Genomic DNA, 13,292 nt, shown 5'->3' on the forward strand with positions numbered 1-13,292 from the left:
TTTTTCCATCACCATATAGCGCATGTTGATCAGAGACCGCATCGAAAACGCAGCCGATATGCTAACCAGCGGAGAGCGCAAACTTGCTGCAGCTATCCTGTCGGATTACCCATTTGCCGGCCTTTCCTCGATCCAGGAGCTGGCAAAACACGCCGAGGTGTCACCGCCTTCAATCTCACGGTTTGTTACCAAGATTGGACTTGATGGATATCAGGATTTCCAACGTGATCTTATCGCGGAATTGAAAGAAGGGCACCGCTCGCCGGTTCAACTCCACCAGGCGGAACGGCCCGTTCATGAGGGATATCTGAAGGACTTTATTTCCAAATCGGCCAGCCAGATGGCCATGGCGGCTGATGCTATCACCGAAGATCAGTTTAACCAGATCTGCACCCTTCTGACCGACCCGAAACGCAGCGTTTACGTGCTGGGTGGCCGGATCAGCGATACGATCGCCAAGCATCTTTCGTTCCACCTGCGTCAGATCCGCAAGGATGTGTTTCATCTGCCTGATACGCCTGAAGGCTGGCCAGAATATCTGTTGCGGATGCGGCCCGGGGATATCCTTTATGCTGTTGATTTTCGCCGCTACCAACCCGCGCTGGAGCAGCTGTCGCTTGTTGCCTCACGCGATCGGAGTGCCCGTGTGATCCTGATGACGGACAAATGGATTTCACCGATTGCCAAACACGCCCATGAGGTCATGCCGGTGCCAATTGATAGCGGCACCTTGTGGGATACTTACTCAGCGGCTCTCTCGGTGACCGAGGCCATCGTGACGCGGATCGCCGAGGACAACTGGGATCAGACCCGAGAACGTATCAAGGCCTGGGATGCTTTGCGCTTTACTCAAGAGGAAAATGAAAAATGACCCTGCCGCTAATTTTTGCTGCCATATCCGATGTTGCCGGAAAGGTGCGCGGCAAAGCCTTTCCCGCTGATCAGTTGGAGAAACGGCTGGTGCGGGGGGTCGGCTGGACCCCTACCAATGTGCAGATCACCTGTTTCGACATAATCGCTGACAGCCCGTTCGGCGCGCTAGGTGATTTGCTTTTGATTCCCGATGCAAACGCAGAGGCCCGGGCGACATTTGGAGATGTGACCGAGCATTTCCTGATGGGCGATGTCGTCACGCTTGACGGGGATCCTTGGGCCTTTTGTACGCGCGCTATCCTCAAATCCGCGCTGAAGCGCCTGCATGATGTAGCAGGCGTTCATCTGATCTCGGCGTTCGAGCACGAGTTTCAACTGAAAAGCCCACCGGCGGTGGAAAACCAGGGATACGGACGCGAAGGGTTCGAGATTCAGCGGAAGCTTTGCGAAGTGCTGATGGCGACACTCGCCGAAAACGGGCTCGAGCCAGACAGTATCATGAAGGAATTCGGCCCCAATCAATACGAGGTCGTTATCGGCCCTGCCAAAGGTGTGCGCTCGGCAGATGCGGCAGTAATCCTGCGCGAGCTTACTCGCTCGGCAGCGCGTCACCTGGGTGAGGCTGCAACCTTTACGCCAATCCGCGATGTGGCGAGCGTCGGCAATGGCGTTCATATCCACATGAGCTTTGTCGACGATGCCGGCGAGCCGGTCACATTTGATGCAAGCGGCCCCTGCGGGATGTCCAGACTTACTGATGGGTTCGCTGCTGGCGTGCTAAAATACCTGCCTAACATTTTAGCGCTGACGGCACCGTCTGTCGTGTCATACGAACGCCTTACTCCGCACCGGTGGTCGGCTGCGTATAACAATCTCGGGTTCCGAGACCGCGAGGCCTCGTTAAGGGTCTGCCCTGTGACGGCAAAGGACCCCGCTTCAATCGCCAGACAATTCAACATTGAATACCGCGCGGCGGATGCAGCGGCGTCGCCTTACCTGGCTTTGGCCGCTGTTGTACATGCTGGTGTTCAGGGGATCGAAGATGGGCTGAAAGCGCCTGCGCCGACCGAGGAAGACCTGTCGCTTCTGTCAGCGGATGATCTCACGGCGCGTGGTTTTGTGCGCCTGCCCGAAACGCTTGAGGCCGCCCTTGAGGCGTTTCAGGCGGATACGACAGTCACCGGTTGGTTCGGACCAGATTTCGCGAGTGTCTACGCCGCCCATAAGGCTGCAGAAATCGACGCGGTAAAAGACATGGACACAGCACAGAAATGCGCCGCGTATGAAGGAACATACTGATGAGCGCGCCCTCTGACAGAGCATTGGTTCCATTTGTCAGCGTCGAAAACATGCGGGCCCTGGTCCATAAGCATGGCCTATGGGACTGCCTTACAGAATTGGCCAATATGATCGAAGCCGATTTCAAACGCTGGCCGGTATTTGACAAGACACCGCGCGTGGCGTCCCATTCTAAGGTCGGTGCGATTGAACTGATGCCAACCTCTGATGGTGTGGATCACACCTTCAAGTCCAGGAACGGGCACCGATCGAACACCAAGGTCGGCCTGCAAACCCTAACCGCCGTTGGTGTGCTGGACTCTGTAGATACCGGCTATCGACGACTCATTTCTGAAATGACCCTTCTGACGGCGCTTCGCACGGCGGCAACAACGGCGATGGTGACGCGTATACTGGCCCCCAAATCAGCTAAAACCGCTGCGAGTATCGGCAACGGGATATTCTGATGCGCAATGACATTTCTGTAGAGTACCCAAAACAGACGCGCATCGAGGGCGATATCCAGCAACTCGACCCGGATCACGCGGTCAACGAACTGTGGCAGGTTCTAACGGGTTCTAAAAAGGGACGAACCTCCGAAGACCAGATCACGGTTTTCGATGGTGTTGGCTTTGTGGTCGAGGATTTCTCGGCCACGCGCTGGCTGCACAAAAAAGCGACTGACGGCGCCCCAAGCGAAATGCTGGATCTGATTGCCGACCCGCACGATCCCAAGGATCTGCTCGGTATGATAAGACGATACACACACCGTGCGGTCCAAGCTGCATGAATTTGTGTACTCATACCTTATTGGGGCCGAACGATCCTGCGCCGATTGACGTCGTTAATGCAGATAGCACGTCGGAGATCGTGCTGCTGTGTGAGCATGCAGGCAATGCGGTCCCCGAGATGCTTGGAGATTTGGGCGTCCACCGCGACGTCATTGAAAGCCACCGCGGCTGGGACATTGGTGCTCAGAATGTAGCGCGCCAGTTGGCTGAACAGTTGAACGCGCCTCTCGTCGTCCAAAATTACTCACGGCTGGTATTTGACTGTAACCGTCCCCCTGACAGCCCCTTGGCGGTCCCTGCGATCAGCGACCAGGTTGAGGTGCCGGGGAACAGCGCGATCACCGAATTGAGCCGGGCCATGCGTGTCGATGAAATCTTTCGACCTATGGATGCAGAGTTGAATCGGCTCTTTGCCAACCGTCCGCGTCGTGCCGCGTTTTCGATCCATTCCTTTACACCGCATCTCGATGGCAAGGACCGGCCTTGGCAGGCAGGCTTTTTAAGCCGCGGTACAGGCGGTGCTGCCAAAGCATTGATGGCACATATCGCGCAGCACCGCCCTGACATGACCTTTGCGTTGAACAAGCCCTATCAGATCGAAACTGAGGGCGATTGGTTTATTCCAGCGCATGCAGAACCCCGTGAGCTTGTGCATTGCCTGATTGAAATTCGAAACGATCAAATCCGCGAACAATCACAAGTCGGGCTGTGGGCGGATCTGCTGGCAGACGCAATCCTTACAGCGGTAGCGGACATTCCCTCATGAGCATCGCCCCCCTTCATACACATCCCGGACGCTTGCGGGCGTCCAACTTGCTCCGGACGGCGGCGGCGGTTGCTGTGCTGCTGGCTGTGGTGCTTGGGCTGACGTTGATTTTTGGACGCACTGGCGAGCGGATTGCTGTACAGATGTGTGTCAATGTGGTCGCTGTAGTGGCCCTTGCGATTTATTGCGGCAACACGGGCATTGTGTCTTTCGGGCATGGCGCGTTTTTGGCGCTAGGCGCTTATCTGTCAGGCATTCTCACCATGCCTGCTGCTCTTCAACGTTCTGCCCTACCGGATCTACCGTCATTTCTGGCAGGCCATGAAGTAACGATCTGGGTGTCGCTGCCGGTGGTCGCCCTTGCTGGACTTGCCTTTGCAGCTCTAACCGGAAGCGCCATCGCTCGGCTTGTGGGTGCGTCTGCCACGATTGCCACGCTTGGCCTGCTGATCATCGCCCATGGCGTGGCCATCGCCGCACGCGAGATCACACGCGGCAGCCAGACGTTTTACGGTGTGCCAAGGGTGACAGATCTGGTTCTGGCCCTCGGCGCGGCCACGGTCGCAATCCTGCTGGCCCGTTGGTATCGCGAAAGCCGTTTGGGCCTGTTTTCCCGCGCGGCCCGTGACGATGAGGATGCCGCAACAGCACTTGGCATCAATGCCCGACGCACAAGATTCATCGCTTGGTGTGCCTCTGGTACCATGGCGACAGTCGCGGGTGCACTTTACGGGCATATGCTGGGGGCATTTTCACCCGCATCCTTCTACCTTGGGCTCGTCTTTGCGCAGGTGGTCATGATGATTGTCGGCGGAATGTCATCGGTTGGCGGCGCAGTGGTCGGGGTGATCGCGGTGACGCTGCTGCAGGACACTGTGCGCCAGTTCGAAGGCGGCTCAACTGTGCTTGGCGTCACCTTGCCCGAGGTCTTTGGCCTGACGACGATTGTCTTGGGGCTTGCCATCCTGCTGGTGATCTGGGCGCGACCTCAGGGTCTGGTCGGAGGCTTTGAACTTGGCCCTGGCGCCGATGCAAATCTGCTCGGGCGCCTGAAGTCCCGAGTAACTCCTGCGCGCACGCCCGAGCCCGTCGTCCCAGCCACGCTGAAAGCATCAAACCTGTCAAAAAGTTTCGCAGGCGTCAAAGCCGTAAGAGACGTCAGTTTCGAAGCTCCGACTGGGCGCATCACTGGCCTGATTGGCCCCAACGGTGCTGGCAAGTCCACGCTTGTTAACTTGCTGACACGCGCCTATCAGGCGGACACCGGTTCTGCGCATATGGGCGAGGTTGACCTGACCCGTGTCGCGCATCACAAAGTGCCAGGCTTTGGTGTCTCGCGTAGCTTCCAGAACTTGCGCCTGTTCAGCGGTCTGACAGCCTATGAAAATGTTCTTGTTGCCGCTTTGGCCGCAGGTCACGACCGCAAGACTGCCGCGGCTATCACCCTGCGTGAACTGGATGCCTTTGATCTTGGGGAAGTCGCCGGGTATCGCGCCGACAGCCTGCCATATGGTGCCCGCAAGCGCCTGGAAATCGCCCGCGCTTTGGCACAAGACCCTAAGATTCTTTTACTGGATGAACCGGCCGCTGGCATGAATCCCGGCGAAACAGATGACCTGGCTGATCGGCTGATTAAGGTCGGCAAAACACGCGGCACCGGTGTCCTTCTGATCGATCATGACCTGAGGTTCGTGAACCGCCTGTCGGACTGGATCGTGGTGATGCACCAAGGTGGCGTCATCGCGCAAGGCACGCCTGAAGACGTGCGCGCAAATCCCAAAGTCATCGAGGCTTACATCGGCAAAGGGCGCACAGCCCAAAAAGCAGAAATTAGCGAAACCAACCGAAGTCAACCAACAGAGGTAGCAATAAAATGATACGTAATGCCCTTCTTCTTTCAACAGCAGTTATCACCGGCCTGGCTGGAACAGCGATGGCTGAGAGTTATAAAATCGGCGTAATGTCCGCGCAATCGGGCTATCTGGCCCCCTATGACGGACCCGCCTATGCCGGGTTCCAGTTCTGCATTGACGAAATGAACGCCAAGGGGGGCCTGAACGGCACAACACCGGTTGAGTTGATTGTGCGCGACACCCGGTCTGACATCGCCGAAGGCGTTAAAGTTGTACAGGAAATGATCGATGACGGCGCGCAGTTCATCGTGGCGTCAGCCGATGCCGATCCGACAATCGCCGCGGCCCAGATCACAGCGGCTGACAGCATCCCAACAATGACCTTTGCCGGAACAGCCCCGGTTCTGACGCAAGTCGGTGAACATGTCTTTGGCAGTTACCCTGCGGACAACCAGCAGGCCGCCGTACTAGCAGGCCACGCACGCGAGCAAGGGTTCGAACGTGTCTGGCTCGTGAAATCCCCAGACAGTGCCTACACATTGGGTGGGCCCGAGTACTTTGGCGAGGCCTTCACATCGCTTGGTGGTGCCGTTGTCGGGGAAAGCAACTATTCGCTGAACCAGCCCGACTTTTCTGCCATCGTGACGACCATCAAGAATGCGGATACCACCCCGGATGTGATCGTCACATGGGCTTGGGAGCCTGATTTCCCTGCCTTCATCCGTGCGCTGCGCGGTGCCGGGGTTGATACCCAGGTGATGGGAGGTGACGTACTCGATTCACCAACCGTACGCGGCCTTGGTGATGTCGTCACAGGCGTAGCGCATACATCTGGTGGCTTCCCAGACGAAGGCTCTGCCTATGCCGATTTCATCGCGCGGTTCTCTGCTGCAAAGGGGATCACGCCTGACAACAATTACTACGTCAATGGCTGCGATATTGCGCATATGATCGAGGATGCTGTCGCAGCGGCTGGCACGACAGACCCTGCTGCCGTGACTGCCGCAATGGCCGGCATTGAGAATGGTGAGGGTATCATGTCCAACTTCACTTTCGCGGGGACCGACCGGATGCCTCTGCGTGATGTTGTGGTCGCACGGATTACCGATGCAGGCGAAAAAGAGTTTGTCCTGCGCACCTCAGCTGATCCCGCAATCCTGCCACAGCCGTAAGGTCTGAACCCAATGGAAACAGCACTCGATATCCAAGGCTTGCACGTCCGCTATGGCCCAATCCGCGCGGTTCAGGGCATTGACCTGATCGTCCCCAAAGGCGGCATAACGGCGCTTTTAGGGGCCAATGGCGCAGGCAAGACAACGACGGTCATGGCCATCGCAGGTGCTTTGCCCGTGGTATCGGGCGCTGTTTCCCTTTTTGGCAAGGATATGACAGGGGCCACACCCGACGCCATTGTGCGGGCGGGTGTGGCCATCTCACCGGAAGGACGCCGCGTGTTTGCGCAGCTGACGGTCGAAGAAAATCTTGTGCTGGCCGGATCAATTCTGGGCGACGAGACGCTCAGCGCCAAACGTTTGGCCGAGATGAAAGAGCGCTTCCCGATCCTGGGCGAACGCCGCCGTCAGATGGCGGGGCTTTTGTCGGGGGGCGAACAACAGATGCTGGCGGTGGGACGTGCCTTGATGAGCGGACCGCGCTTGCTGTTGCTGGACGAACCGTCGCTTGGCCTTGCGCCGCAGGTCGTGGATCAGATTTTCGACATCGTAGAAGAATTGAAAGCCGACGGTATTTCAGTGCTTCTGGTCGAGCAAAACGCGGCTCTTGCCCTGGACATTGCCGATCATGCCGTAGTGCTGGCGAATGGCGCTGTTGCCGCTGCCGGTGCACCGTCGGAACTAGCAAATAACGCGGTCTTGCAATCCGCATATCTGGCGGCTTGAGCGATGGAAGTTCTTCTTCAACAAATGATCAACGCGCTTAGCCTTGGGGGAATTTATGCGATGCTGGCCCTGGGGCTGGCGATTGTGTTCTCTATTGTGCGATTGATCAATTTCGCGCATGGCGAAATCATGACGTTCGGGGGCTATGGCATCTTTCTGGCCATGAGCTTTGGCCTGCCGCCGATCGCCGCTCTTGTTGTCGGGCTTGGGGCTTCTGTGTTCATGGCCATGGCAATGGAGCGTACAGCGTTTCGCGCCATGCGCGGCGCGGATGTCGTTGCACTTTTGATCACATCTTTCGCTGTGTCCGAGATCCTCAAAGTTCTGTTCCAGAACGGAATTTCCGCCAGACCCGTCCCGATCTCTTTTCCAGCGTCATGGTCTGGCACCTATCATATCGGCCAGACGACATTTGGCATTATCCCGACCGTATCAATCATCGTAACATTTTCAGCCCTTGCAGGCCTGACATTCGTGTTGCGGCGCACAACGATTGGCATGGCCATGCGCGCCGCTGCCGAAGATATCGAGATGCTCAAACTGCTGGGTATCAAGGCCAACCGGGTCGTTGCTGTAGCTTTTGCCCTGTCAGGGCTACTTGCGGGTATTGCCGCTGTCATCTGGACGGCACAACGCGGGTCAGTGGATCCACTGATGGGATTTTTCCCCGTTCTCAAGGCCTTCATTGCGACCGTACTTGGGGGTTTGGGCAGCTTGGGCGGCGCTGTCCTTGGTGGGTTCATCGTCGGCGGGCTGGAGGTTCTGCTACAGGCTTTCCTGCCAGACAGTCTGGCCCCATACCGGGATGCAATGGTTCTGGCCTCAGTCATCTTGTTGTTGCTGTTACGCCCGGATGGCCTCCTTCCAGCGGCGAATGCCAACAGATCGTAAGGAGCGGTGTTGGCGCATAGTTCATCACTCGCTCGGATTGTTGCCCTCAGAGCGCGATGACAGACAAGGAGTGTGCAAATCGGATTCTGCGGAAATTGAATCTAACTTTCAAAATCAGACATTGGTGCAGCCGCAGCGGAACTGGGCTACGCCGCACAGCCGTTTTTTGGCCAGATACCGACAAGAGTCCGCAATAGATCAGAATTTCTCGATGTTACGGCCAATATTGCATGACCCGCTGGCTCGAAAATATCCTGGGAAGCTGTCGACGGCTCAAAGTTGCGCGTCGTTCCACAAATTCCAGAGCGTCAGTGAGGTAAAGTTAGTCCTTCACCAGCGCTCCAAGGCCTAATGTTTTTCAGCTAGAAAGCTCAGTTCTGCACAGCTTGTCAGATCGAACACATGAGCCTCTGGATTTCGACTGGCCACGCCCGGCAAGTGCAGATCCAAAGATCGTATCGCGTTAATGCCTCGCCTGTTTCAAGGAACAAGATTGACAAGGACCAATGTTGCAGGGGCCCCTGTTATGAATGTTCTTCTGCAGCCGTGGCTGCCAACGCGCGGTTATAGGCCTTTAGCGCATCAATATGGTAGAGCGTACCGACTGGGGTCTCAGCTCCGTCATCACCGCTCACAACCACCGGTATGCAGAGGATTTCGTCTCGGTCGAAGAACGGCATCGCCGCCTCAAGCGTAGCGCTTGCTTGAACAAAAAGACCTTGATCAATCAAAACCTGTGCTTCTTCCCGGGTGATTGAACGTGCATCGCCAAGCGGTCGCATCACTGCGCCTGCGCGCAACATTGCCAGAAGATAGGCTTGTGGCCCCGCGGCCAGATGCACATTGCGCCGTTCCAGTTGTGTCAGGAAGAAGGATCGATCCACGAGGCGCGAAGCCAGCGCCGTGGACATTGAAACCGACACCATCACCGCCAGACCGATCTGCCAATCTCCGGTCAGTTCAAAGACAATCATCGTGGTCGAAATCGGGGCACCAAGCACGGCAGCGGCCACCGCGCCCATCCCGGCAAATGCATAAAGGGTATGGGTCCCCGATACATTGGGCAGCAAACCCGTTGCAATCAACCCGAATGCCAACCCGGTTAACGCACCTATCATCAGCGAGGGTGAAAACACACCGCCACCCATACGTCCCCCCATCGTGATCGCAACAGCCACAGTTTTGATGATTGCGAACAGGATGGCGGTTGTCAGAACCAAATCTCCGGCCAGAGCCCGGATCGTGGTTTCGTATCCAACGCCGATGATGTGGGGAAACCAGATCGCGATCAGTCCCAACATTGCGCCTGATACAGCAGGACGCAGCCATCCGGGCAAGGACAGCCGGCTTTGAATGTGATTGCCAATATCTTCTGCAAAGAAGATCGACCGCATCAGAAGCAAGGCCACCAACCCGCAGATCAACCCAAGGATCAGAAACGCGGGCAGCTCGACATAGAATTGCAGGGATCCGGGCGTATCCAGAGTGAATTCGGTCACGTCGCCGTATTCCAGCCGGTTAATCACCGTCCCGGCGACCGAAGCGATAACGATGGGCGCAAAAGCATGCACCGCGAAATGGCGCAACACCACCTCAAGTGCGAACAAAGCACCGGCAATGGGTGAGTTGAAACTGGCCGAAACTGCCGCCGCCACCGCACATCCCAGCAAATCACGCCCGGTAATTCCGTCGGCATGGATACGATTACTGACCCAGGTCGAGATCACGCCTGCCATATGCACAACCGGCCCTTCTCGACCCGTGGACCCACCTGTGCTGAGCGTAATCAGCGAGGAGAAAAAAGACGCGATACCCGCCTTGCCTTCGACCCGACCATCGGTGAGGGCAGCGCCTTCGATTACGTCGGCAACTGAACGCACGCGCCCGTCATCGGTATACCGGTGCAGGATGATGCCAACGATAAGACCGCCGATGATCGGTGTGATCAGGATCAGGAACCAGGGTAGCTTTTCCACATGGCTGTGCAGTAACGAGATATCCCCGGTGTCGTAGACATAGGCCTGCAATGCCTGAATTGCCTTACGAAATCCCAATGCCATAAAGCCTGCGGCAATCCCAATCGCCAGCGCGATGAACCAGAACTGAATTTGGCTGGGCCCGCGCCTGCGCATCACCCGCCACGCGTCCTTCATCGCGGCCAGAGCCTGATTGAGCTGGTTGCGCAGAACGGTGCGGGTTGACTGGGTCATTTGCCCTCGGGGGATCAGAATACACCCCTTACTAAGCCACGGAGGGCACGGTTAAAAGCCGGATCGCGCGTCTGTGAGGGCCTATGCGTCCAGAAGAGCACGGGCAGCGGCGCGCGCTTCGTCCGTGATCGTGTCTCCGGCGACCATCCTGGCGATCTCGTCCACCCGGTCGGCCTGGGCCAAGGGCACCACGGTCGACAGAGTTTGCCCATCGGTCACATGTTTCTGAACACGCCAGTGATAGGCGGCACGTGCGGCGACCTGCGGGGAATGCGTCACGACCAATACCTGCCCGCCCTGCGCGAGCGCAGCCAGACGCCTACCAACAGCATCCGCGGTCGCGCCGCCAACACCCCTGTCGATCTCATCAAAGATCATCGTGCGCGCGCTGTCATCGCCGGACAGACAGACCTTGAGCGCCAGCAAGAAGCGGCTCAGTTCACCGCCCGAGGCGATTTTGTTCAACGGTCCAGACGGTGCACCGGGGTTGGTGGCAACGGTGAACGCCACAGCATCCGCACCTTCGGGGCCGGGATCGGACGGGGTGATCTCGGTCTGGAACACAGCGCGTTCCATTTTCAGCGGTGCAAGCTCGGCCATCACAGCGGTGTCAAGTTCACCCGCTGCCCGTTGGCGCAGGCTACTGAGTGCTTCCGCAGCCTTGTGATAAACTGCCTGCGCAGTCTCAACCGCAAAGCGCCTGTCGGCCAGATCAGCGTCACCAGCATCCAAACGGTTCAGCCGCTCACGCAGGGTCTCCGCGAACCCACCCAAGTCGTCCGGGGCAACGTCATGCTTTCGGGCCAACGCACGAATGGCGAAAAGCCGTTCCTCGACTGCCTCCAGTTCAGCCGGATTGAAGTCCAGCACCTGAAGACTGGCATTAACGCCATCTTGCGCCTCGCCCAATTCGACCAGTGCACGCCCCAGTGCGGCAACAGGCTCTTCTAACTGCCCGCCCGCATTATCGGACACGCCTTCCAACCAGCGCAGAGCATCAGACATCGCGCCCTCGGCCCCATCGCTGCCAAGCAAGTCATAGGCACGGGCGACGTCATCGCGAATCCGCTCTGCCCCCTGCATCATGCGGCGCCTTGCATCCAGTTCGGCATCCTCGCCGGGCTGCGGATCAAGCTTATCAAGCTCAGTGACCGCATGGCGCAGAAATTCTTCCTCTGCCCGCATGGCAGCCAAGGCAGATTCGACCTCAGACAAAAGCTTGCGCGCGCGCGACATCTCGGACCATGCGGAGCGCACAGTGGCCAGTTGCCCCCCTGCCCCGGCAAAATCATCCAGCATCGCGCGGTGGCCACGTGGGTTCAGCAGGCCGCGATCATCGTGCTGGCCATGCAGTTCCACCAGGGTTTCCGACAAGGCCCGCAGCACCTCGCCCGAGCAACGCCTGTCATTGACCCATGCGGTTTTCCGACCCTCGGCTGTGTTCACGCGGCGCAGGATCAGCTCTTCGCCTCCGGGCAATCCGGCTTCGGCCAAAATCGCATGTGCGGGGTGGTTTTCGTGCAGCTCGAACTCGGCCACAACTTCGCCCTGAGCGGCCCCCTGACGTACCAGCTCTGCCCGCCCGCGCCAGCCCAGAACGAACCCAAGCGAATCCAGTAGGATCGACTTGCCCGCGCCGGTTTCGCCGGTCAACGCGTTCAATCCCGGCTGGAACGTCAGTTCCAACCGGTCGATGATCAGCATATCGCGGATATCAAGGGCGCGCAGCATCGGGTCTCAGCGTCCCACGCCTTTAGCCATGGCGATTACAACCACTGACCTTTGACGGTCTGGCGATAAATCGTGCTGAGCCAGTTGTTGCCGCGGCTTTTGAGTTTCAGCCCGCGAGAGGTCAGCAGCTTATAGCCAGCGTCATACCATTCCGAGGATTGGTAGTTGTAACCCAGAATTGCACCGGCCGATTGCGCCTCATCCACCAGACCCAACGAGAGATAGGCCTCGATCAGGCGATAGAGCGCTTCAGCGGTATGCGAAGTTGTCTGAAAATCCTCTACCACAACGCGGAACCGGTTGATCGCGGCAGTATAGTGATCCTGACGCAGATAATAACGTCCGATCTCCATTTCTTTGCCAGCCAGATGGTCAAAGGCCAGATCGAATTTCAACACGGCGGAGGTGGCATATTCGCTGTCCGGATAGACCTCGATCACCGTGCGCAATGACTGAAGCGCCTGGAACGTCAGGCCCTGATCGCGGCCCACCTCGTCAATCTGGTCATAATAGCTGAGTGCCAACAGATATTGGGCATAGGCCGCATCTTCGTCAGTTGGATAGAAATCTATATAGCGCTGTGCTGCTGCACGGCTTTCTTCGTAATTCTCATCTGCATGGTACGAAAACGCCTGCATGATCAGCGCGCGCTTTGCCCAGTCAGAGTAAGGGTAAAGACGTTCAACCTCGGAGAAGTACCACGCCGCATCGTCGGAACGATTCTCCGACAGCTCAAATTCCCCACGCGTGAAAATCTGTTCGGGGGTGAACCCTTCTAGGTTCTGATTGCGGTCAGCGCCCCCGCTGTTGCACGCTGTCAAAACTGCTGTCAGAAGTACCGCCCCTGCGAATCTGACCGCCGCTTTGGTGCCTATCATTCCGCCAATCCTTGTCGTCTTGCTTAATGGGAATACCCCGGTTTGGGCCTTGGTCTAGCACATAAAATTCCAGTGCAAAACGCCTTAGTAGGCCCTTTGGCGGATTTGTCAGCAGAGTGGAAC

The 13,292-nt window shown here is 57.6% G+C and carries 10 protein-coding genes and 1 pseudogene; 8 read left to right on the top strand and 3 right to left on the bottom strand.

Annotation, left to right across the window (positions count from 1 at the left end; all coding sequences use genetic code 11):
• The first annotated feature begins 22 nt into the window (after nucleotides 1-22).
• From AC2FH9_RS12605 to AC2FH9_RS12640, 8 genes and pseudogenes are all read left to right on the top strand, one after another.
• The gene (locus AC2FH9_RS12605) at nucleotides 23-871 is read left to right on the top strand and encodes a MurR/RpiR family transcriptional regulator (protein ID WP_496871763.1); all 849 of its coding nucleotides are present in this window, start codon (nucleotides 23-25) and stop codon (nucleotides 869-871) included.
• Nucleotides 868-2,172 carry a glutamine synthetase family protein gene (locus tag AC2FH9_RS12610; protein WP_142635006.1) on the top strand — a complete coding sequence of 435 codons (1,305 nt, stop codon included), beginning with the start codon at nucleotides 868-870 and terminating at the stop codon, nucleotides 2,170-2,172. Before AC2FH9_RS12605 ends, AC2FH9_RS12610 begins: the two co-directional genes overlap by 4 nt.
• A pseudogene (locus AC2FH9_RS12615) lies at nucleotides 2,172-2,941 on the top strand (Rossmann-fold NAD(P)-binding domain-containing protein). The gene AC2FH9_RS12610 and the pseudogene AC2FH9_RS12615 overlap by 1 nt, the downstream one beginning before the upstream one ends.
• Nucleotides 2,938-3,708 (top strand): N-formylglutamate amidohydrolase, encoded by a 771-nt coding sequence (locus tag AC2FH9_RS12620; protein ID WP_496871765.1) that lies wholly within the window; start codon nucleotides 2,938-2,940, stop codon nucleotides 3,706-3,708. The pseudogene AC2FH9_RS12615 and the gene AC2FH9_RS12620 overlap by 4 nt, the downstream one beginning before the upstream one ends.
• Nucleotides 3,705-5,585, top strand: coding sequence for a branched-chain amino acid ABC transporter ATP-binding protein/permease (locus AC2FH9_RS12625; protein ID WP_496871767.1), 1,881 nt, complete (start codon nucleotides 3,705-3,707; stop codon nucleotides 5,583-5,585). The genes AC2FH9_RS12620 and AC2FH9_RS12625 overlap by 4 nt, the downstream gene beginning before the upstream one ends.
• Nucleotides 5,582-6,733, top strand: coding sequence for an ABC transporter substrate-binding protein (locus AC2FH9_RS12630; protein ID WP_142635012.1), 1,152 nt, complete (start codon nucleotides 5,582-5,584; stop codon nucleotides 6,731-6,733). Before AC2FH9_RS12625 ends, AC2FH9_RS12630 begins: the two co-directional genes overlap by 4 nt.
• A 12-nt stretch (nucleotides 6,734-6,745) precedes the next feature.
• Nucleotides 6,746-7,459, top strand: coding sequence for an ABC transporter ATP-binding protein (locus AC2FH9_RS12635; RefSeq protein ID WP_496871768.1), 714 nt, complete (start codon nucleotides 6,746-6,748; stop codon nucleotides 7,457-7,459).
• A 3-nt stretch (nucleotides 7,460-7,462) separates the two neighbouring features.
• Nucleotides 7,463-8,350, top strand: a complete 888-nt coding sequence (locus tag AC2FH9_RS12640) for a branched-chain amino acid ABC transporter permease (RefSeq protein ID WP_142635016.1) — start codon at nucleotides 7,463-7,465, stop codon at nucleotides 8,348-8,350.
• Nucleotides 8,351-8,874: 524 nt separating this feature from the next.
• On the opposite strand, the gene AC2FH9_RS12645 is transcribed toward AC2FH9_RS12640, so the two are convergent.
• From AC2FH9_RS12645 to AC2FH9_RS12655, 3 genes are all read right to left on the bottom strand, one after another.
• Nucleotides 8,875-10,560, bottom strand: coding sequence for a chloride channel protein (locus AC2FH9_RS12645; protein ID WP_496871769.1), 1,686 nt, complete (start codon nucleotides 10,558-10,560; stop codon nucleotides 8,875-8,877).
• Between the two features lie 81 nt (nucleotides 10,561-10,641).
• The gene (gene recN / locus AC2FH9_RS12650; protein WP_496871771.1) at nucleotides 10,642-12,291 is read right to left on the bottom strand and encodes a DNA repair protein RecN; all 1,650 of its coding nucleotides are present in this window, start codon (nucleotides 12,289-12,291) and stop codon (nucleotides 10,642-10,644) included.
• 35 nt (nucleotides 12,292-12,326) lie between these two features.
• Nucleotides 12,327-13,169 (bottom strand): outer membrane protein assembly factor BamD, encoded by an 843-nt coding sequence (locus tag AC2FH9_RS12655; RefSeq protein WP_142635022.1) that lies wholly within the window; start codon nucleotides 13,167-13,169, stop codon nucleotides 12,327-12,329.
• Between the last annotated feature and the right edge of the window lie 123 nt (nucleotides 13,170-13,292).

The sequence above is a fragment of the Ruegeria sp. CDSC081 genome, assembly GCF_059610485.1.

What these genes read in the sequence shown, in the direction of transcription:
- AC2FH9_RS12605 (WP_496871763.1), top strand. Translation starts at nt 23, where the DNA reads ATGTTGATCAGAGACCGCATCGAAAACGCAGCCGATATGCTAACCAGC.
- AC2FH9_RS12610 (WP_142635006.1), top strand. Translation starts at nt 868, where the DNA reads ATGACCCTGCCGCTAATTTTTGCTGCCATATCCGATGTTGCCGGAAAG.
- AC2FH9_RS12620 (WP_496871765.1), top strand. Translation starts at nt 2,938, where the DNA reads ATGAATTTGTGTACTCATACCTTATTGGGGCCGAACGATCCTGCGCCG.
- AC2FH9_RS12625 (WP_496871767.1), top strand. Translation starts at nt 3,705, where the DNA reads ATGAGCATCGCCCCCCTTCATACACATCCCGGACGCTTGCGGGCGTCC.
- AC2FH9_RS12630 (WP_142635012.1), top strand. Translation starts at nt 5,582, where the DNA reads ATGATACGTAATGCCCTTCTTCTTTCAACAGCAGTTATCACCGGCCTG.
- AC2FH9_RS12635 (WP_496871768.1), top strand. Translation starts at nt 6,746, where the DNA reads ATGGAAACAGCACTCGATATCCAAGGCTTGCACGTCCGCTATGGCCCA.
- AC2FH9_RS12640 (WP_142635016.1), top strand. Translation starts at nt 7,463, where the DNA reads ATGGAAGTTCTTCTTCAACAAATGATCAACGCGCTTAGCCTTGGGGGA.
- AC2FH9_RS12645 (WP_496871769.1), bottom strand. Translation starts at nt 10,560, where the DNA reads ATGACCCAGTCAACCCGCACCGTTCTGCGCAACCAGCTCAATCAGGCT.
- recN (WP_496871771.1), bottom strand. Translation starts at nt 12,291, where the DNA reads ATGCTGCGCGCCCTTGATATCCGCGATATGCTGATCATCGACCGGTTG.
- AC2FH9_RS12655 (WP_142635022.1), bottom strand. Translation starts at nt 13,169, where the DNA reads ATGATAGGCACCAAAGCGGCGGTCAGATTCGCAGGGGCGGTACTTCTG.